This window comes from Chryseobacterium salipaludis, from assembly GCF_022968825.1.
GTDB lineage: Bacteria > Bacteroidota > Bacteroidia > Flavobacteriales > Weeksellaceae > Kaistella > Kaistella salipaludis.
In genome coordinates this window covers 496,497-516,903 of sequence record NZ_JALHKS010000001.1, presented here as the reverse complement: position 1 = coordinate 516,903, position 20,407 = coordinate 496,497, and the positions used below count along the sequence as shown (strand labels likewise).

Here is a 20,407-nt window from a genome sequence, read left to right as displayed (position 1 = left end):
TAATTTAGCTTTTGCTCAGCGCTTTCTCGTCAATCCAGCGCTCGCGGGTATTAACATCGATGAGATATAAAATTTTCTTTTGTTTGTTTAGAAGCAGTGTACGCGTGATGGGCATGGCAATCTTCCGGCCTTCCAGTTTGTCCGCTCTCAGGGAAATTATCTGCTGCGGTGTGCGCACATAATCGCCGCTGAAAACATTGGAGGTGCTTTGTCCGGTTGCCTTGTCATCAAATACTTCCACGTAGGTAGCAGCATTTCCTTTTAATACGATGAAGTGCCGTTCCGTGTGGTCATCAAATTCTTTAATTAAGACAAATCTGCGGTCATCTAAATTCTCACCGGCGAGATTCTTCGCAAAGCCGCGCCTTTCTTCCAGTTTAGTGAGGATATCATTGATCGCGCCGTATTGCGCCTGCGCCATAAATCCTGCCAGAAGCAGCAGGGTCGCCAGCAATTGTTTTTTCATCATTGTTTATAAATTTCCGCGGCGGGCCTGTTCTCTTTCCAGTGCTTCAAAAAGTGCCTTAAAGTTTCCGGCGCCAAAACTCTGGGCTCCGTGGCGTTCAATGATTTCATAAAACAGGGTAGGGCGGTCTTCCACCGGTTTGGTAAAGATTTGCAGCAGGTATCCTTCTTCATCATGGTCAATCAAAATGCCAAGTTCCTGCAGTTTTTTAATGTCTTCATCAATATTGCCAACGCGCTCAGGAACCATTTCATAATACGCTTCGGGTGGTGGCGACAGGAATTCCACGCCGCGCGCTTTCAGTTCAGTCACCGTACGGATGATATCTTTGGTGGCCACCGCGATGTGCTGTACGCCTTCGCCTTCATAAAAGTCCAGGTATTCTTCCACCTGAGATTTTTTCTTTCCTTCGGCGGGTTCATTAATAGGAAATTTGGCGTATCCGTTTCCATTGCTCATTACCTTCGACATCAGGGCCGAATATTCGGTGTTAATCTGTTTGTCATCAAAGCTCAGAATATTCACAAAGCCCATCACTTCCTCGTACCAGCGCACGACCGGAATCATGCGGTCCCAGCCTACATTCCCCACACAGTGATCCACGTAAAGCAAACCTACATCCGATGGATTGTAATCACTTTCCCATTTCTCATAGCCCGGCATAAAGGCGCCGGAGTAGTTTTTTCTTTCGATAAACATATGAACCGTTTCACCATAGGTATAGATGCCCGACATGCGTACTTCGCCGTGCTCATCTGTCAAAGTCATCGGTTCCAGATACGGTTTACCGCCTCTTTTGGTTGTTTCCTCAAATGCAGCATACGCATCTTCCACCCATAATGCCAGAACTTTCACACCATCGCCGTGGGTTCTTTGATGTTCACAAATCGGTGAATCTGATTTCAAGCCAGACGTTAAAACCAGTCTGATTTTTCCCTGTTGCAGAACGTAGGAAGCGCGATCGCGCACGCCCGTTTCCGGTCCTGCATACGCCACGGACTGGAAGCCGAAGGCTGTTTTATAATAGTGTGCTGCCTGCTTGGCATTGCCCACATAGAACTCGATGTAATCTGTTCCGTTGATTGGCAGAAAATTTTCGGCCTGCGCAATCTTTTCAGCAAATGTGAGTGTTGACATGTGTTTTTCTTTTTATATCCTGCAAATTACAAAAATTTGAATTTGTGAAAAGTCACCATTAAAAACGAAAAAAGCCTGCACAAAAGAGGCAGGCTTTAGCAACTTGAAACATCATCATTACCGAACGGCCGTCTGGAATCGGTTGAACGCTGCTTCTTCCAGCATTTCACGGTCATCCGGGTGCGAGATTTCAATCAATGCTTTCGCGCGCTGGCGAAGATTTTTGCCATAGAGATAGGCAACACCATATTCCGTTACAACATAATGCATGTGGCCGCGTGTGGTCACCACGCCGGCGCCCTGTTTCAGGAAAGGCGTAATGCGCGGCACTCCTTTCTTCGTGCGTGAGGAAATGGCAATAATGGGTTTTCCGCCCTCGGATAAAGCAGCTCCACGCATAAAGTCCATCTGACCTCCGATACCGCTGAACTGATACGTGCCGATAGAATCCGCGCAAACCTGTCCCGTAAGGTCGATTTCAATTGCGGAGTTAATGGCGACCATCTTCTTATTTTTCATAATATTAATCGGATAGTTCACATGCTCCACATCCATAAATGCGAAAGACGGATTGTCATCAATGTAATCATACAAACGGCGGGTCCCAAAGGCAAAACTGGTAATGGTGCGGTTGGAGTGGGTGCCTTTGAATTTATTGGTAATCACATCATTGGCTACCAGATCCACAATGCCATCGCTGATCATTTCGGTATGAATACCGAGATCTTTGTGGTTGTTAAGGCATTTCAGCACAGCATCCGGAATGGTCCCGATACCCATTTGCAGCGTTGAGCGGTCGTCAATCAGCTCGGCAACATTCTTCCCGATAAGCATTTCTTCTTCACCGACTTTCGCGCCATAATCAATGGTGAGCAATTCTTCTTCGTGCCAGACCATTTTACTGATGCGGCTGTAGTGAATCATACCGTCGCCATGCGTTCTGGGCATGCGCGGATTAACCTGTGCAATAATGATTTTTGCATTGTCCACTGCGCTTCGGGAGATATCAACCGAAGTTCCCAGGGTACAATATCCATGGGCATCCGGCGGAGAAACTGTGACCATTGCCACATCGATCGGCATTACATTATTTTTAAAAAGCGTTGGAATTTCACTTAAAAATACGGGCACGAAATCACCGCGCTCGGAGTTCACGGCTTCACGCACCGGTGTAGAGACAAAAAGAGAGTTGATATAAAAACTGTTCTGATATTCCGGTTTTGCAATTTCCACCCGCCCCTGCTGGGTAATGGAAACAAATTCCACATCGCGCAGCCGGTCGGCTTGCTTTGCCAGCGCATCGATCAGCAGATTGGGAGTACAGGCACTGCCATGGGAAAAAATTCGGTCGCCACTTTTCACTACGCTTACAGCTTCGTCAGCACTGACAAATGAAATCATATCGGTTGTTATTTACGTGTTTTTATTGTTAATCAAAAATAAGGTTAATGCTGCTCAGTACAGGTGAGCAAAGTCAGGTTTCGGGCAAATAAAAAGATGATATTTATTACTCCTGCAGCCGGTCTTTTTGGCCATGATTATTTTCTTCCAGCCACGAAGTGAGATAAGAAGGATCTTCTATCTTCATGGCTTCCTCCGTAATCTGAAACGGACGGAAGGGATCTACCATGACGGCGTATTCCTCGGTGAATTTTTTACCAATACTGCGTTCCATGGCACCGGGATGTGGACCATGCACGACACCACCGGGATGAAGCGTAAAATCCATTAAGTCAATATGATTGCGACTCATGAAATCTCCTTCGGTATAAAAAAGCACTTCATCTGAATCGATATTGGAATGATTGTACGGCGCGGGAATCGCCTGCGGATGGTAATCATACATACGCGCCACAAAAGAGCAGACTACAAAATTGTGCGCTTCGAAATTCTGGTGAATCGGTGGCGGCAGGTGGATCCGGCCGGTAATCGGCTCAAAATTTTTAATGCTGAATTTGTATGGATAGAAATAACCGTCCCAGCCCACAACATCAAACGGATGCGTGGCATAAATAAAATCCCAGATTTGATTTTGTTTTTTGACCCGGATCAGGAAATCGCCTTTTTCATCAACCGGTTCCTGAAATACAGGTGCTACCATGTCGCGTTCACAGAAAGGCGAATGTTCCAGAAGTTGCCCGAATTCGTTGCGGTAGCGCTTCGGTGTGTAAATAGGCGAATGACTTTCAATAAACATGAGCACATTCTCTTCGCCTTTAAGCTCAATAGTATATATGGTGCCGCGCGGAATGATTAAATAATCACCCGGCACAAACGGTAAATCGCCCAGAAAGGTGTGCAGAATGCCTTTGCCCTGATGAACGAACAAAAGCTCATCACACTCCGCATTTTTATAGAAATAATCAGTGGAGCGGCGTGGTTTGGCAAGGCCCAGTTTCAGGTCATTATTAATCAGCAACACCTTGCGGCTGTCCAGGAAATCGTCTTCCGCGGAAACATTCATTCCCTTGAACATGCGCGGTGTCACATTGCGGCTGACGGCGATCCGGGGCGTCACATCCTTTGGTTCACCAATGCTGCGAATCTGCGTGGGACGATGGATATGGTATAACAAGGACGAAATACCGTGAAATCCTTCGGTCCCGAAAAGCTGTTCATAATAAAAGCGATCGTCGGGTGATTTAAAAACGGTGTGTCTTTTTGGTGGAATAGTGCCGACCTGCTGATATCTCATGGGTTACAATTTAAGCGTAGTAAATTTAACCATTTTAGAAATAACAGAAGAAAGGCTGCCGGAATCTTACGAACAGGATGACTGAATGCTTACTGAATTTCTGTCAGTGATTCGTAAAACGGTTCTTCCATAATGCCGAACTGCTGCGCCAGCAATTGCAGTCCTATTATATTTTCTAGTGCGGCGGTGGGAAACGAGACCGGCACGGGACCAATCGGGCTTTCCATCATATCTGATGAGATTAAAATGCGCGCCTCATAAGTTAGTTTGCGAAAAAAAGTGGAGGTTTCCCAGTTGCAATCAGCGAAGGGCGTCGGGAATATCAGTACGCCACCATCCGAAATAAAAGGTACAGCCGCGGAAAGCATATCATCCGTACAGCTGCTGCCTGCAAACAGGATATTAGGTTTTGCAGTTGAAACTGCCTCAGCATTTGCGGTATATTGAACCAGAAAGTCACCAGTTTCTGCCGCCTTCGCAGAAGTTGCAGTCTGGATGCCATGAAAATCCAAAATCCGCAAAAGTAAGTCTGCTGATTCACTGTTGGTATCCAGCAGCAGAACACGGGTTTTCTTTTTTTTCATCTGAATTACCGGGCAGGTGCGGGCTGCACTTTTTCTTCGATTATTTTCTGAAAGACAGCGGCTACGTTATTCCAGCGTTCACGGTCCGGATCCATAATATCGGACGCATTGCTTTTGCTACCGGAGTTCGGCCCTTTCTTCACGTTGATGGCTATGGCAATATTGTCGTACTGCTTTTTGTAATCCTCCTGAATAGTTCGGAAATTATTGGTAGTTAAAACGGTTTCAATGACCTTCAGATCGTGTGTGCTTAGCCTGAAATTCTTTTTGATCTTCTGCATGCGTCCCTCAAAGGAATAATGCGCCTGGTGGCCTTTGATCCATAAGTTTTCATAAATCGGATCAAAACCGCCGCTGCGGGCATAGCTGTAATCAAAATTGGTATAGGGCTTCTTGGTGGCACAAGAGGCCAGCAGTATAACAGAAAATAAAAAAATAAGTTTCTTCATGCGATCAGTTGCTTTTTGGGTTGGCAGCTTTCTGAGCTTTCAGTTCTTCATCATATTCGTGGAGCACATTGAAATCCTCGGTCTGTTCGATAGCGACCATAATTTTATTCAGAATTGTTTGTGCATTATCTTCATCATAATCAATGTCGATGGGTGGTTTAAATTCCATCGTCGGTTTCACACCGGTCACCTTAACTTTTAATCCTTTTTTATCGAAAGCGCGACGGAAACCGTTAATTTTAATCGGAACTACAATCGGTTTCTGGTTCTTCACCAGTTTTGCGGTTCCCTTTCGGCCCTGCGCAAAAGCGGAAGTAGTGCCTTGCGGAAAGGTAATTACCCAGCCGTTATCCAGCGCTTTCATAATGTTTTCAACCTCGGTTAAATCCACCATTCGGTTCACATTCTGACCTTCGGCACGCCAGGTTCGCTTCACCGTAACAGCGCCGGCCAGCTTAAATATTTTAGTCATTAAACCCTTATTCATGGTTTCTTCTGCCGCGACATAATAGAAATCCACTTTGGGATTAAGAAGGTATACCGGATTTTTAATGGAGTTTAAGTACCCATTGTTCACCGCACAAAAGGCGTGATACATGGCGGCCACATCCGCGAAATAGGTCTGGTGATTGGAGACGAACAGTACATTGGAATCCGGCAGGTCCACCAGATGTTCCGTGCCGCTGATTTTCAGTTTATTAAAGCCATTAAAGCGGCGGTAGGAAACGATTCCCAGTACGAAAATAATCAGTCGTTTCAGAAAATAAAGGTTTCCGAAAGCATCGGTAAATATGTTTTTTTTCGCCATTAGGGTAACTGCATAACAGGTGGCAAATTTACAAATTTTTAAGCAAGTGGCTGAATTCGCTCAGGATCATGGAAGTGGCACCCCAGATGATGTACCCGTTGAAATCTATAACCGGAACAGCAGCGCCGCGCGAGGACGGCAGCACGCGCATTTCCGGTTCCTGCGGCAGATCCAGCACGGCTGATACAGGAAATTCAATCAGTTCCGCGGCTTCGGTTTCCTGCAAAGCAAAAAGCGGGTTTTTACCGGTATAAGATACAAAAGCATTTACATAAAAGTTACTGGGTGGAATGTAAATCGGCGACAACTGGCGGATCATGCGTATGTAATACGGATCAATTCCCACTTCCTCGGACGTTTCTCTTTTCGCTGTTGCAGCAAAGTCGATATCGTAGGTTTCTTTTTTTCCGCCGGGTAGGGAGATTTGCCCGCTGTGCCGGTCGCGTTCATTTTTGCTGCGCACAATCAGTGGCAGGAACCATTCATCATTTTTCCAATACAGTAAAATATTTACTGCCGCAAATTTAGGATTGCGCTGCAGGATTTCCTCATACGTAAACAAAGGGCGGTAGGGCGGTGAATATATTTTATGCGCATTTTCACCCTGCAGGTCCGCTTCCCGGATTTTCGCCAACAAATTTCTGCCAAAATTTTTCATCTCTCAAATATACATAATTGCGCAGGCCAGGGCAGGTTAACAATTGTTAAAATAAAACAACCATTTAATTTTTCGTCGTGCGAATGAGAAGTTTATGTTACTGATAAACTTTAGAAAACAAAAATGAACCTGCGCGTGATTGTCCGGCTACTTGCGAATTCCTTTTAAATTTAGTTACTTTTGCAGTGTTTAAAGAGAAAAGGTGCCAACGAAAGAAATGATTTTTAATCCCGCTGATATTGCTGAAAGACTGAGTGAGCTTCCGGCAGATGAGCGGCTGATTGCATTTCTGAAAGTTCCCAAGCAGTACAAGGCTGATGTGTTTTCGCACCTGGATCCTGATTTCCAGGAAGATACCATTCGGGGTATTGGCAGTGAGCAGGTTTCGGAGATTCTGAATGCCATGTCGCCGGATGACCGTACCGCGCTTTTCGAAGATTTTCCGGATGAGCTGATCAAGTATTCCATTAATCACCTGAATCCGCAGGAAAGAAGGGTGGCGCTGAAACTGCTCGGTTATGATTCCGATTCTATTGCACGTCTGATGACGCCGTATTACATCCAGATCCGCAAGGAATGGACGGTGAAAAGATGTTTTGAACAGATAAAAAAAGTCGGCCGCAAGGTGGAAACCATGAACCACCTGTACGTGGTGGATGAAGCGAACCGGCTGATTGATGATATTGCCATCGGGTCTTTACTGCTGGCAGAAGAAGATACGTTGATTTCGGATATTACCGATAATCATTTCGTGGCTATTACCACGACCACATCCAAAGAAGATGCGGTTCCTTATTTTGAAAAATATGACCGTTCGGCTTTGCCTATTGTAACAGAGAATGGTGTGTTGGTGGGAATCGTAACCATCGACGATATCCTGGACCAGATTGCCCAGCAGAATACCGAAGATATTCAGAAATTCGGGGGTCTGGAAGCGCTGGATTTGCCCTATACCCAAACCAGCTGGACAGAAATGATTAAGAAGCGCGCCACCTGGCTCGTAATTCTTTTCTTTTCAGAAATGCTGACAGCCTCGGCGATGGGTTATTTTGAGCATGAAATTGAAAAGGCCGTGGTGCTGGCTTTATTTGTTCCGCTAATCATTTCCAGTGGCGGAAACTCCGGCTCGCAGGCGGCTACGCTGATAATCCGGGCGATGGCACTGCAGGAAATCACGCTTCGGGACTGGTGGTATGTGATGCGCAAGGAAATTATCTCGGGTTTATGTTTAGGCGGAATTCTGGGCTTCATCGGTTTCATCCGGATTATGATGTGGCAGAAAGCCGGCCTGTTTGACTACGGTGAATATTGGGTTTTTATTGCTTTGAGTATCTCTGTTTCGCTGGTTTTGATTGTTCTTTGGGGCACGCTTTCCGGCTCGATGATTCCGTTCGTGCTCAAAAAACTGAAGCTGGATCCTGCCACTTCTTCTGCGCCGTTCGTAGCTACCCTTGTAGACGTAACGGGACTGATTATCTATTTCAGTGTTGCCGGAATGTTCCTGGCAGGCAAACTTCTTTAAAAGAAATATCTGATGCGTATTGTTTCCCTGGTTCCCAGCATTACGGAAACCCTGTTTGATTTTGGACTGACGTCTGCTGAAGTCGTGGGACGCACTAAGTTCTGTATTCATCCGGCTGGGGAAGTGCAGCAGGTTGCCATAGTTGGTGGTACGAAAAACATTCATATTGATAAAATTGCAGCCTTACAACCGGACCTTATTATGGCCAATAAAGAGGAAAATGAACGCAGCCAGATAGAGGAACTTATGAAAACACACCGCGTGTGGGTAACAGATGTTTCGACCATTGCAGAAAATAAAATCTTTCTTTCTGACTTGGGAACGCTGCTGAATCAGCCGGATAAAGCGAAAGAATTTAGTAACAGCATTAATACAGCGCTGAGCGGTTATGCCTTAAAAAAACCGAAGACCGCCTATCTGATCTGGCAAAACCCAATGATGACCGTTGGGAATGACACTTTTATCCACGATATTTTGCGCACGCTCGGCTTCGAAAATATCTTCAGAAACCGCACGCGCTATCCGCAGATTGAAGAGGAAGACCTGACCGAAGCAGAACTTATTTTGCTGTCATCAGAACCGTATCCTTTCAAAGAAAAACATATCGGGGAAATGAAACAAAAATTTCCGCATGCACAGATTGAGCTGGTGGATGGCGAAGCTTTTTCCTGGTTTGGGAGCCATTTGGCAAGTGCCGGTCAGTACTTTGAGGAATTGCGCAGCAGACTTTTGAAATAGTTTAAAAACAAAAAAAGAGACTCAACGAATCTCTTTTTTTTAGTTTATGCTGGCCTTACGTGCAGCATTTCCTGTTTTATTCTTTTCTGCAATGATTCGCTGGCCTGAACCAACGGCAGGCGCACATAATTTTGAATAATGCCCATTTCAGCGAGCACAGTTTTAATGCCGGCCGGGTTTCCTTCGGCAAAAATCAGGCGTGTGATCTCAACCAGACGGTTATGAATTTTGTATGCTTCTGCAATATTTCCTTCAAATGCATGTTTCAGCATGTTTGTAAATTCCCGCGGATACGCCTGACCAATCACCGAGATGACGCCGTTTCCGCCTGCCAGCGTTACCGGCAAAGTAAACTCATCATCACCAGAAACCAAATTGAAAGATGAGGGTTTCAGGCGCAGGATATCAAAATATTGAAGAATATTGGGGGCAGCTTCTTTGATCATCACAAGATTCGGGAACTCTTCAGCCAACCGCAATGTGGTGGAAGCCTCGATGTTTTGACCGGTGCGGGAAGGGACATTATAGATGATAATGTTTTTCCCTGTTTGCGCCAGCATTTTATAGTGCTGATACAAACCTTCCTGATTTGGCCTGTTATAATAAGGTGAAACTGACAGAACTGCTGTGAAATCTGAAAGGTCCGTTTCTTCAATCTGCTTTTTAACTTCGAGCGTATTATTTCCCCCGATGCCGAGGACAAGCGGCAGCCGTTTATTATTCACTTTAATAATATGATCGATCACCTGTTGCTTCTCCTCTGCGGAGAGGGTTGCAGCTTCTGCCGTGGTTCCCAGCACCACCAGATAGTTCGTGCCGTTGCTGATGTTGTACTCGATTAACCGGGTGAGCGCATCGAAATCGATGGACCAATCCTGCTGAAAGGGCGTTACCAATGCCACGCCGAGGCCTTTGAGTTGATTCATTCCAAAGGTTTTTAAAGTCGTAAATGTACAAAATTTAAGCGGCGATTTTCCGTTGCTTTATTTTAGTTTATATTCATATCTTTATATTTGCAGGATGAGGAAAATATATTTAAAACACTCACTTTATGCGGCAGCAGCGCTGATGCTTGCAACTTCCTGCAAGGCACCGCTGGCGGTATCGGGGGTGCAGCCGGAACAAAATATATCCATTGCGGATGGCTTGCCGGAAGACCCGGAATTCAATAAAACCATTGCGCCATACAAAGCCGAGCTGGAAGGCATTATGAATACGGTGATTTCCTATACACCGGTAGACCTTACCAAAGCAGGAGATAACAGCAATCTCGGGAATCTGCTGGCAGATTACACTTTGGAAGGTGCAGAAACCTGGGCAAAAGCCAACGGTATTGCGCATATTGATGCGGCGGTGATTAACATCGGCGGAATCCGGACCACAATTGCGGCCGGCGATATTCACACCCGTCAGATTTATGAAGTAATGCCTTTTGAAAACGAGGTGATGATTATGAAGATGAAAGGTTCCGATCTGCAGGGACTTTTTGATTATTATCTTAAAACACAAGTAAATAATCCGGTCGCCCGCCTGCAGATCGAAACAGACGGAGACCAGATAACAAAGCAACTGATCGACGGCAAACCGCTGGACCCGCAGAAGACTTATTACATCGCGACTTCAGATTATCTGGCATACGGCGGCGACTACATGGACTTTTTTAAAAAAGGAGAAATGATCGGTACCGGCCTGAAACTCCGTGACCTCTTTCTGGAAAAATTTCAGGCAAATCCAAAAGTAACAGTGCCGGATGATGTGCGCCTGCTCTTTAAAAATAAAATTAAAAAATGAACAGAAAACAATTTCTGAAAACCATAGGCGGCGGAACATTGGCTGCCACGCTTGCACCCAATCTGATGTTTGGCGAAACCAGTTCTTTGCTGGAGGCTCCATCCTCGCGCAAGCTCACCGTACTTCATACAAATGATCAGCACAGCCGCATTGAACCCTTTGATGCCAGTTATACCAAAAATCCAAATCAGGGCGGATTTGCCCGGCGGGCTGCACTGGTGCAAAAGATTCGCAAAGAAGAAAAGAATGTACTGTTGCTGGATTCAGGAGATACCTTTCAGGGAACGCCTTATTTTAATTTCTTTGGTGGTGAACTGGAATTCAAACTGATGTCCATGATGGGATATGACGCTTCCACCATGGGGAATCACGATTTTGATAATGGCCTGGAAGGATTCAAAAAAGTATTGCCTAATGCAAAGTTTCCCTTCCTGTGCGCCAATTACGATTTTAAAAACACCATGCTGGAAGGACTCACGCAACCGTATAAAGTGTTCGATAAAAACGGGATCCGCGTCGGCATTTTTGGTGTCGGGATTCAACTGGCGGGCCTGGTAGGCAAAAAGCAATACGGCGAAACTGAATATCTCGATCCGGTGGAAATTTCCCAGCATTATGCAGATTTGCTTCGTAAAGAAAAGAAGTGTGATCTGGTGATCTGCCTGTCGCACCTTGGCTACGATTATGATAAGGAACCGAATAAAATTTCGGATAAACATCTGGCCGCGCAAACCGAGGGAATTGATGTCATCTTAGGCGGTCACACCCACACGTTCCTGCCCGAACCGCAAGTATTTCAAAACAAAGCTGGGAAAAATATGCTGGTGAATCAGGTGGGCTGGGCCGGGCTGCTGCTGGGTAAAATTGATTTTTATTTTGATAAGCACCGCCAGGTTCACAATATTTCCTGGCACAATCAGGTTATAGATGATCGCATCCTTGCTTAAATTATGAAAAAACTCTTCCCGGTTCTGTTTCTGTTATTTTGCCTGCATTCCGCAGCGCAGCAAATATCTTCCAAGCGCTGGACAGATTTGTTTTCGTACAATAACGTGCTCGCGATCCGCGATGACGGTAACAGGCTGGTAGCTGCAACAGAAAACGGATTGTTTTTTTATACGCCGCAAACAGGGGAGATCTCTAAGCTTTCTAAAACCAATGGTTTACATGAGGTTAAAATCTCTGCTTTTGATTTCAACGGCGAAATCGGGTATGGATTGATTGGCTATAAGTCCGGGGCCTTGGATGTCATTACGCCGGAAGGAATTACGTATGTGGTTGATATTCCGCTGGCCACCGGTTATATGGGCGATAAAAAGATCAATCATATATTCATCAGCGGCAAAACTGCGGTAATCTCCTCAGGATATGGCGTTTCTTTATTTAATCTTGAAAATAAGGAATTTGGTGAGTCCACTTTTTTCACTAATGGAGCCGGCTTTGATGAGGCTAAGAAAGCAGTGATTTTTAATGAAAATATATACGTCATCACTACCGGTGGTATCAAATCGAAAAGTCTGGCTGCAAATGATTTCCCTGTCTACAGCACCTGGAATCCTTTTAAAAGTGGTGTTTATACAAATATAACGGCAACGAACGTAAGTTTATACTATACTACCGGGAATGCCGTATATACGGAAGCCGGAACTACAGTAGGCGCCGGATTTGGTGAGATACAAGATCTGTCGGTTTCGGGTGCGAATGTTATTGTCGCAGATGCAAATCAAATATCTGTTTTCAATGAAAGCGGGCAGCAATTAGAATCTTTATCAGGTCAAAGTTTTACCACCGGATTTTATTTTAACAATCAACTGTACGGCGGTACTAAAACTTCCGGGATTACCGATCAGGCTAATGAGATGATTAAACCGGATGGGCCGTATAGCAATGTTTCGTATAAAATTACGATGTTGGGAGACAAATTTTTTGTTTCTACCGGTAAACGGAAAGACCGTCTGAATAATGCGAATGCGGATCCGAACAATCTGGGATTTTATTATTTTAATGGCACAAAATGGTATTATTCTTCATTCTTTCTGAACAATCCGCCTCGTTTAAATGTACTCGATGTAGCAGCCAATCCATCTGATCCCGCAGAAGTTTTTTTTGCAAACTATAGTCAGACCACCGGGCAGGGGATTTATAAATTTAGATTTAATGAGACGATTGAAGATTTCGAACCTCAGAAATACTATAACTTCAATCAGACCGTAGGAGCAAGTTATAACCGACCGGCCGGGCTGGTGTTTGATGAAAACAGTTTGCTTTTAGGAACCCTGGCTTTTTATAATGGAACTACTGAATCCGCTTATTTTACCTATGACCGTGCTGCCGATACTTTTAAATTTAAAAGCATCAATGTAAGCGAAGGTGCGCAAAAACCTTTAATCGCTGAGGGATATATCTGGTACCCGGTGCCGCGCTCTACACACTTATCCGTTATTGATTATAAAAAAACAGCGACTTTTTCCGATGATCAGTTTTTTGCAGTGGTAAAAAATAATGGCTTGCCCTCCAATGCAGAAGGAGTTATTTCCGTGGTGCTGGATAAAACGGACGACGCCTGGATAGGAACAGATCGTGGATTGCGCATTTTGCGATCAGCGCCTTCTGCTGTAAAGAACAATCCGCAGGCAGAACCCATCATCATCGAAGAAAACGGCGTCGGGGAAGAACTTTTTCGCGATACCGAAATTTTGCAAATCGCCGTGGATAACGGAAATCAAAAGTGGGTATCTACCGAAGGCGGTGGTGTCTTCTATCTGAGCGCGGACGGAACTCAAACCAAACTGCATTTCACCAAAGAAAACTCACCGCTGCCGACCAACAGTGCAACTGATATTAAAATAGATCCAAAAACCGGCAAAGTATATTTCGCTACCCTCGACGGCATTGTCGTTTACCAGGGTGATGTGCTGGAAGTAACCGAAAATTTTGGTGATGTCCTGGTATATCCAAATCCTGTGGTGCATGCTCAGTTTAAAGGCAATGTGAAAATCCGGGGGCTGGCCGCCAAAACCAATATCCGGATTACAGACGCCGCCGGAAATCTGGTCCATCAGGCGATAGCCCGCGGCGGCTCTTATGAATGGAACTTACTGAATGGTCGCGGGACTCGCGTTGCCAGCGGCGTGTATTTTGTTCTGATGACCAACGAAGACGGAACCGATACAGCTACAGCCAAAATTGCCGTCGTGAACTGATGGAAACCTACAACTCTTATTTACTTTCTTATTTAAAATACGGCGATCACGATGCCATCCTGCATTGTTTCACAGAAGATCACGGTTACCTGAGTTTTTTTGCCAGAGGAATCTACGCGGCGAAGAATAAAAAGAAACCTTATCTCTTTCCCTTAAATCAGCTATTCATTACCGTGTCGCGCCGTGGTTCCCAAGATACCATGTTGCGGATGAGCAAAATAGAAAGTACCGGCAGTTTTTACGGTGACCAAAATATTGCGGTAAGCACGGTGCTCTTCTTCGTTGCAGACTTTCTCAATCAGGTGCTGCGCGATGAAGGTGCCAATGGCCGTTTATTTCTTGAAATAGAAGCCGTACGTGAAGCTATTTCTTCCAAGAAGTCTGATGCTTATCTGGCCTTTATTATCCGGTATTTGCAAATCTCAGGTGTTGCGCCGCTTTCTGGTTCCAAACCTTTTCTTAATCCGGAAAGTGGCGTTTTTGAAGATGAAATTTCCCACACTTTTTTTGATGAACAGATCTCAGCCATCTGGCAGCAGTTTTTAAAAGCCGACCCTATTTATAATGTCACATTAAAACGCCGGCAACGCAGCGCTTTCCTGGATTCGCTGATGTTGTACTGTCAATACCACATTACCGGTTTTCATATCCCGCAGTCGCTGGCTGTGGTTCGTGAAATCTTTGATTAAAAAAACGCTCCTGCGGTCAGCAGAAGCGTCTAGATTTTTATAAAAGATTCCTTACGGTCTTGTCATTGATTTATATACCTGGAAATTAAAAACAAAACTTCGGTTGCGCAGGGAAATATTATTGTAATTAAAATGAGCATCGCGCGCAAAAGCAGCCCGGGAAGGCACTATGATCACGCCCTGCAAATTATAATCAGCATCTTCCGGCAGATCGAACGCTTTAAACTTCTGTAAAGCTTCGCGGAACCCCTCGATTTCGTAATAGCTGCGCTCCTTGGCAACACCGGCAGAGGCGGCGTCCAGCACACTTTGTTTTACGTAATAATAAGCAGGGTCTTCCTGTGGAACGCCCGTTTGCGTCAAGGTATTAATAAAAGGGTAGGGGGAATTAAATCCTACTTTACCTTCCGTTTCGGTAGCGACATAGGTCATGATGCTACCCATTAAATGAATGATATCCGTGCTGCCAATTGGAGTTCCCGGCTCAGGCTGTGCGCCAGGACGCACGATATATACCACACCTGAAGGCAAAGTTACCGGTTCCATATCGATCAGCTTCACATTTACCGTGTCTCCTTCCGCAAAATCTTTCACATTGCCTTTGCTGTCCAGATAATGCGTCTGCAGGTATTTCTGGACCGCCTGGTCATCATAGGAATTCTGTGTTGTCATTTCCACCTCAGGAACAATGGTATCTTCATCTTTACGGCAGGAAACCGTAGCCAGGGCAAACATCACGAGGCAGAGGATTGCTTTTTTCATAAGTATATTATCAGTAAATTGCTGCAATTAAAAGTCCAGCAAAAGTATAAATAAAATATGAGAATCGATAAGTTTTTATGGTGTGTGCGTTTTTATAAAACAAGAAGCCTGGCTGCTGATGAAATCAAGAAAAACCGTGTGTCGATCGGCGGGCAAACCGTAAAATCATCCCGGGAGGTGAAAGAGGGCGACCTGATCACCATCCGAAAGAACCAGATCGATTACCAGCTGAAAGTCCTGCAGTTCCCGAAAAGCCGCGTAGGCGCGAAACTGGTCGCAGATTATATTGCCGACCGCACCGCACCGGATCAGTACGAACTGCTGCAGATGCGCCGCCTCAGCCAGGAGCACTACCGCAATAAGGGCGAGGGCCGGCCTACCAAAAAGGACCGTCGTGACATTGATGATTTTGTGGAAACCAGTCCCGGTGAAGTGGAAGACTGGGATGCCTTCTTTCGCGACGATGAGGACTAAACCAGTGCTGCAATCTCCGCTGCGATTTCTTCAGGCGTTTTATTGTCCGTAATAACGGTGTATTCCGCCTGGGTATAGAATGTCTGCCGCTCGAAAAGGTGCTTGGCAATATACTCGGGCAGTTCCTCATCCGACAGGCGCGCGATCATGGGGCGTCGTTCTTTATGTTTCGATAATCTGCTCACTAAGGTAGCAATGGATGCCCGCAGGTACACCGTCGTTGTCTTGTCCTTTAATAAAGCCATATTGTCATAATAGGCCGGTGTACCGCCACCCAGGCTCATGATACAGTTTTCACGCGTCTCAAGAATCTCTTCCAGCATCAGTCTTTCCTGTCGCCGGAAGAACAATTCACCGCGCTGGGCAAAAATTTCGGCTATCGAAAGTTTGTGACGCTGAGAAATTTCTTTATCCAGATCAATGCAGGAATAATTGGTTTTTTGACTCAATATTTTGGAAATGTGGGACTTGCCGCTCCCCATATATCCCAGCAGGGAAATGATCATATTTTTATTTTGTACAAATTACCAAAAAAATTTTGAGAGTTTAAAAAAAGAAGTATCTTTGCACCACTTTAAAACAGGGAAGAAATTCCGGTTTATGAGGTGGCCGACCTGGTAGCTCAGCTGGTAGAGCAATACACTTTTAATGTATGGGTCCTGGGTTCGAATCCCAGCCAGGTCACTCAAAGGAAAGCTTCCTTATTATTGGCAGCGGACTTTTTTGCCTGCGTGGTGAAATTGGTAGACACGCCATCTTGAGGGGGTGGTTTCCTACGGATGTGCTGGTTCGAGTCCAGTCGCAGGCACAACTAAAAATATTTTTTGTTAAGGAATTTCAAATCAGTTCCGAGGCAGAAAGACCTGGTAGCTCAGCTGGTAGAGCAATACACTTTTAATGTATGGGTCCTGGGTTCGAATCCCAGCCAGGTCACAAGTTTACTTTATCAAAGTGAATTTTTTTCATATTAATATTTTGTGATTTGGTGTTCAAAAGTCTTCCTTCCGGAAGACTTTTGATTTTTCGGTCCGTTCCTAATCCAGGTGCATATTGTCAATCAGGCGCACATCATTCACAAAAACTACAATGAAAGCACGATAGGAGTGGTCTTTATAGAAAAAATCCGTCTGCTTTAAAGTGTTTTCGTCGGCAATTTCAAAATATTCCAGTTGCATGCCGCGCTGATCATCAAAGATGTCTTTCACTCTTTTGTTGATTTCTTCAACGCTGATCACACGGAACCAATCGTTTACTTTTTGCAGTGTTTCATAAATAACCGCCGCAGCCGCGCGCTGGGTTTCGGAGAGGCGCATATTGCGTGAGCTCATCGCCAGGCCCGACTTTTCGCGAAAGGTAGCCACACCATGAATTTTCACAGGAAGTTCCAGTTGTTTCACTAGCTCCCGGATGATGGCCAGTTGCTGAAAGTCTTTCTCACCGAAATAAGCATGATCCGGCTGCACTTGTCGCAGCAATTCTTCCACCACGGTACCTACACCATCAAAATGTCCCGGCCGGAATTTTCCTTCCATTTCGTTTTCCATACCACCGAAGTTATAGTTCTTGCTTTTGAGTCCGTCCGGATACAGATCGGTTTCAGAAGGTACATACACAGCATCCACCTGACCGGTTTCCCGAAGGAGTTTAAGGTCTCGTTCCACATCGCGCGGATATTTTTCCAGGTCGGCCGCGTTGTTAAACTGTGTCGGATTCACAAATATGGAAGAAATAACCAGATCATTTTCACGGGCTGCTTTGTCATATAATGATAAATGGCCTTCATGCAGTGCGCCCATAGTTGGTGCAAAACCAATGCGCAATCCCATTTCTTTGTGTCTTTCAATGTACGCTCTGAACGTATTTCGATCCCTGAAAACTTCCATATAAAAATTCTTTTCCGGCGTAAATGTAAGATAAAATCCACATCGTTTCCTACTGCCAATGCTGATATTTTAGGTACCTGATTTCCATTAATTATAATATTGATTAATAATATCTATCGTAAAATTTATTAGTTTAAAATTTCGTATTTTTGCGCCGTAGAATATTCTGCCTTAACACTAAGAAGAAAGAGAGAATTTATGCAAAACCAAAAGATTTTGTACGTTACCACCGAGATGTTTCCGTATCAGGAAGACAGTAATATGGCGACGATGGTAAGTAAGATGGCCCTGAAGATGCACCAGGAGGGAAATGATGTCCGAGTATTTATGCCGCGTTTTGGCCAGATTAGTGAGCGCAAATTCCAGTTGCATGAAGTAATCCGCCTTTCGGGGATGAATATTATTATTAATGATCTGGACCAGCCGCTGATTATCAAAGTGGCCTCTTTGCCCGGTGAGCGTTTGCAGGTTTATTTTATTGATAATGAGGAGTATTTCAAGCGCAAGCATTTTTATACTGATGCCGACGGAAAAGCTTTTGATGACAATGATGAGCGTGCCATTTTCTTTGCGCGCGGTGTTATCGAAACCATTAAAAAGCTCAACTGGGTGCCGGATGTGATTCACCTGAATGGCTGGATGGCGTCCTTTATTCCGGTGTATCTGAAAACTTTCTATAAAAACGATTCATACTTTAATGATTCCAAACTGGTGCTTTCTGTGTACAACGAAGAGAACCTGCCGCTGGATGCTTCCGTGGAAGAAAAAATGAATTTTGATAATATTTCGGATCTTTCCGCGTTTAAGCAACCGAACTTTCACAACTTTGTGGTCGAAAGTATGGGGCTGGTCGATAAAGTAGTTAAAGGCGATGAGTTTCTGCAGGATGACCTGAAAGAAGCTTTCGAGAAAACCACTACACCCAAGTCTGAATACCTGGACCCGGAGTCCATCATGAACATCTACTAATACAAGACTTACTTTGATGATAAGATTTATTAAGAACAGCTTCCGGACTGCAGCAGCGCTGGCAATCGGGAGCTTTGTGCTGCTTGCCTGTGAACCTGAAACCGACGGGCTGGGATCCCAGTTTTTTGGTGACGGCGCCGAGGGGATTATTAAAACTTTTGGATTAACTGCATATAATGTAAGCAACGGTCAAAAGATCCGCTCGGATGATGACCGGCTGCAAAGTGCCACACTGGGCGCCTTTAATGAGCCGCAGTTCGGGATGCAGAAGTCTTCGTACGTAACCCAATTGCGTTTGTCTTCCTACAGTCCTGATTTCGGAACCAATCCGGTTTTGGATTCGGCGGTGCTGGTGATTAAGCCGTATTATGCCGCAGATTCTGTAACTACAACGACCAATGAGGATTACATCTGGCCACAGGATTCTGTTGCTGCCAAAAAAGTGGTAAATACCTATCCGATTGCGAAATACGGTAAAGCGAAACTGAACGGCAAAACGATTTTTAACATAAAAGTACAGGAAGTAACTGATTTCCTGTATTCGCCTGATGAAGAATTTAATTCTGATAAAACGGTTAATACAGGAGCAGAACTTGGCACGAAGGTTTTTGATGGCAACGTTTCTTCCATTAAAATTACCAAAAAGACAGATGACACCAATCTGCTGTTTGAGCGCGCCGCAGGAATCCGTATTCCGCTAGACAGTGCCTTCTTCCAGAATAAAATCATTACCAAAGGAAACGCGCCACAGCTGACCGATGCTGCTTCTTTTATCCGTTACTTCAAAGGAATCAGAGTTTCCGTTCAGGAAAATGACGGTTATATTTTCAGTTTCGATCCAAATTCTGTTGAGCTTAAATTATATTATAAAAACGATAAAACAGAAGGCACTACGACCACACGCATAAACAAAGTTTTTGATTTGAATGCCGGTGCGGCCAACACGCACTTCAGCCAAATCGAATTTAGTGCAGGTTCCAATGCACAAACTGCTGCCGCCTCTGCAAATTCAGAGACAGGTGATGCCAGATTATATGCGCAGGGAATGGGAGGACCCGGTTTTGCTTTGAAGATCCCGGCACAAACGATAGCTGATATTAAAGAAATGTATAAAAATCAGCAGATCGGCATCATTTCCGCGAAGATGCGCCTGTATGTTGCTGAAGATGTGTGGAACAATACATACAGAAAGCCGCAGGAATTCACGGTCCAGCAGGAAGGCGACGGACTTGATACGTTCCTCGAAGATCTGAAAACCCTCTACGGCACCGGACTTTATCAATTGATTCGTGGCGTTGATCTGGAGAAAAGCAATGCGTATTATGACATCAGCATTACGCAAACCTTTAAAAATATTATTGAAAAAGAAGCTACGGCTGCACCTTTCATTGTGAATGTAGGCGCCTATCTGCAGGACGGCAATGGTTCGCTGCTGGGTATGCAGTATCCCACAAAAGCACAGCAATACAATACCAGAAGTTTTACGCCGAACCGCGTGGTACTTGTTGGTACAGACCCGGGCAATGCCAAAAGCGCAAGCCTGATTTTAACTTACGGCAAAAAATAAAAAAACTTAAAC

At 44.9% G+C, this 20,407-nt stretch carries 21 protein-coding genes and 3 tRNA genes; 12 read left to right on the top strand and 12 right to left on the bottom strand.

What is annotated here, in order from left to right:
* Positions 1-4 precede the first annotated feature (4 nt).
* The 8 genes from MVI27_RS02370 to MVI27_RS02335 all read right to left on the bottom strand — a co-directional run bounded on the left by MVI27_RS02370 (position 5) and on the right by MVI27_RS02335 (position 6,797).
* Positions 5-469, bottom strand: coding sequence for a hypothetical protein (locus MVI27_RS02370; protein ID WP_246959081.1), 465 nt, complete (start codon positions 467-469; stop codon positions 5-7).
* Positions 470-472: 3 nt separating this feature from the next.
* On the bottom strand, positions 473-1,603 hold the full coding sequence (hppD, locus tag MVI27_RS02365; RefSeq protein ID WP_246959080.1) for a 4-hydroxyphenylpyruvate dioxygenase: 1,131 nt from the start codon (positions 1,601-1,603) through the stop codon (positions 473-475).
* Between the two features lie 117 nt (positions 1,604-1,720).
* A complete protein-coding gene (locus tag MVI27_RS02360; RefSeq protein ID WP_246959079.1) occupies positions 1,721-3,004 on the bottom strand; it encodes an acetyl-CoA hydrolase/transferase family protein in 1,284 nt (427 codons plus the stop codon).
* A 106-nt stretch (positions 3,005-3,110) separates the two neighbouring features.
* A complete protein-coding gene (locus tag MVI27_RS02355) occupies positions 3,111-4,298 on the bottom strand; it encodes a homogentisate 1,2-dioxygenase (protein WP_246959078.1) in 1,188 nt (395 codons plus the stop codon).
* Positions 4,299-4,387: 89 nt separating this feature from the next.
* Positions 4,388-4,882, bottom strand: a complete 495-nt coding sequence (locus MVI27_RS02350; protein WP_246959077.1) for a hypothetical protein — start codon at positions 4,880-4,882, stop codon at positions 4,388-4,390.
* Positions 4,883-4,887: 5 nt separating this feature from the next.
* Positions 4,888-5,331: a hypothetical protein gene (locus MVI27_RS02345; protein WP_246959076.1), complete on the bottom strand. Its 444-nt coding sequence runs from the start codon at positions 5,329-5,331 to the stop codon at positions 4,888-4,890.
* A gap of 4 nt (positions 5,332-5,335) precedes the next feature.
* On the bottom strand, positions 5,336-6,139 hold the full coding sequence (locus MVI27_RS02340; protein ID WP_246959075.1) for a lysophospholipid acyltransferase family protein: 804 nt from the start codon (positions 6,137-6,139) through the stop codon (positions 5,336-5,338).
* Between the two features lie 28 nt (positions 6,140-6,167).
* Entirely contained in the window at positions 6,168-6,797 is a 630-nt protein-coding gene (locus MVI27_RS02335; protein ID WP_246959074.1) for an NUDIX hydrolase, read from the bottom strand.
* 217 nt (positions 6,798-7,014) lie between these two features.
* Here MVI27_RS02335 and mgtE point away from each other — a divergent pair, with 217 nt between their 5' ends.
* Together mgtE and MVI27_RS02325 are read left to right on the top strand one after the other, a co-directional pair.
* Positions 7,015-8,319, top strand: a complete 1,305-nt coding sequence (mgtE, locus tag MVI27_RS02330) for a magnesium transporter (RefSeq protein WP_246959073.1) — start codon at positions 7,015-7,017, stop codon at positions 8,317-8,319.
* 12 nt (positions 8,320-8,331) lie between these two features.
* On the top strand, positions 8,332-9,057 hold the full coding sequence (locus tag MVI27_RS02325; RefSeq protein ID WP_246959072.1) for a helical backbone metal receptor: 726 nt from the start codon (positions 8,332-8,334) through the stop codon (positions 9,055-9,057).
* Between the two features lie 44 nt (positions 9,058-9,101).
* On the opposite strand, the gene dapA is transcribed toward MVI27_RS02325, so the two are convergent.
* Positions 9,102-9,983, bottom strand: a complete 882-nt coding sequence (dapA, locus tag MVI27_RS02320) for a 4-hydroxy-tetrahydrodipicolinate synthase (RefSeq protein ID WP_246959071.1) — start codon at positions 9,981-9,983, stop codon at positions 9,102-9,104.
* A gap of 94 nt (positions 9,984-10,077) precedes the next feature.
* On the opposite strand from dapA, the gene MVI27_RS02315 reads away from it, so the two are divergent.
* From MVI27_RS02315 to recO, 4 genes are read left to right on the top strand one after another with little or no spacing between them, the layout of a single operon-like run.
* On the top strand, positions 10,078-10,848 hold the full coding sequence (locus MVI27_RS02315) for a 5'-nucleotidase C-terminal domain-containing protein (RefSeq protein WP_246959070.1): 771 nt from the start codon (positions 10,078-10,080) through the stop codon (positions 10,846-10,848).
* Positions 10,845-11,795: a bifunctional metallophosphatase/5'-nucleotidase gene (locus MVI27_RS02310; protein ID WP_246959069.1), complete on the top strand. Its 951-nt coding sequence runs from the start codon at positions 10,845-10,847 to the stop codon at positions 11,793-11,795. Before MVI27_RS02315 ends, MVI27_RS02310 begins: the two co-directional genes overlap by 4 nt.
* Before the next feature lie 3 nt (positions 11,796-11,798).
* Positions 11,799-14,051, top strand: coding sequence for a type IX secretion system anionic LPS delivery protein PorZ (gene porZ, locus MVI27_RS02305; protein WP_246959068.1), 2,253 nt, complete (start codon positions 11,799-11,801; stop codon positions 14,049-14,051).
* Entirely contained in the window at positions 14,051-14,740 is a 690-nt protein-coding gene (recO, locus tag MVI27_RS02300) for a DNA repair protein RecO (protein ID WP_246959067.1), read from the top strand. The genes porZ and recO overlap by 1 nt, the downstream gene beginning before the upstream one ends.
* 51 nt (positions 14,741-14,791) lie before the next feature.
* Here the strand turns inward: recO and MVI27_RS02295 are convergent, their stop codons facing one another.
* On the bottom strand, positions 14,792-15,502 hold the full coding sequence (locus MVI27_RS02295) for a hypothetical protein (RefSeq protein WP_246959066.1): 711 nt from the start codon (positions 15,500-15,502) through the stop codon (positions 14,792-14,794).
* Positions 15,503-15,559: 57 nt separating this feature from the next.
* Here MVI27_RS02295 and MVI27_RS02290 point away from each other — a divergent pair, with 57 nt between their 5' ends.
* Positions 15,560-15,976 carry an RNA-binding S4 domain-containing protein gene (locus MVI27_RS02290; RefSeq protein ID WP_246959065.1) on the top strand — a complete coding sequence of 139 codons (417 nt, stop codon included), beginning with the start codon at positions 15,560-15,562 and terminating at the stop codon, positions 15,974-15,976.
* On the opposite strand, the gene MVI27_RS02285 is transcribed toward MVI27_RS02290, so the two are convergent.
* Positions 15,973-16,482: a shikimate kinase gene (locus tag MVI27_RS02285; RefSeq protein ID WP_246959064.1), complete on the bottom strand. Its 510-nt coding sequence runs from the start codon at positions 16,480-16,482 to the stop codon at positions 15,973-15,975. The two genes, MVI27_RS02290 and MVI27_RS02285, sit on opposite strands and share 4 nt — an antisense overlap.
* A gap of 105 nt (positions 16,483-16,587) precedes the next feature.
* On the opposite strand from MVI27_RS02285, the gene MVI27_RS02280 reads away from it, so the two are divergent.
* The 3 genes from MVI27_RS02280 (at position 16,588) to MVI27_RS02270 (ending at position 16,909) form a co-directional block, all read left to right on the top strand.
* Positions 16,588-16,660, top strand: a tRNA-Lys gene (locus tag MVI27_RS02280).
* 41 nt (positions 16,661-16,701) lie between these two features.
* Positions 16,702-16,784 (top strand) — tRNA-Leu (locus tag MVI27_RS02275).
* Positions 16,785-16,836: 52 nt separating this feature from the next.
* Positions 16,837-16,909: transfer RNA gene (locus MVI27_RS02270), tRNA-Lys, on the top strand.
* A gap of 101 nt (positions 16,910-17,010) precedes the next feature.
* Here the strand turns inward: MVI27_RS02270 and panC are convergent.
* Positions 17,011-17,859 carry a pantoate--beta-alanine ligase gene (panC, locus tag MVI27_RS02265; RefSeq protein ID WP_246959063.1) on the bottom strand — a complete coding sequence of 283 codons (849 nt, stop codon included), beginning with the start codon at positions 17,857-17,859 and terminating at the stop codon, positions 17,011-17,013.
* A gap of 198 nt (positions 17,860-18,057) precedes the next feature.
* On the opposite strand from panC, the gene MVI27_RS02260 reads away from it, so the two are divergent.
* Together MVI27_RS02260 and MVI27_RS02255 are read left to right on the top strand one after the other, a co-directional pair.
* Positions 18,058-18,828, top strand: a complete 771-nt coding sequence (locus MVI27_RS02260) for a glycogen/starch synthase (protein ID WP_246959062.1) — start codon at positions 18,058-18,060, stop codon at positions 18,826-18,828.
* 16 nt (positions 18,829-18,844) lie between these two features.
* A complete protein-coding gene (locus MVI27_RS02255) occupies positions 18,845-20,395 on the top strand; it encodes a DUF4270 family protein (RefSeq protein WP_246959061.1) in 1,551 nt (516 codons plus the stop codon).
* Positions 20,396-20,407: the final 12 nt, after the last annotated feature.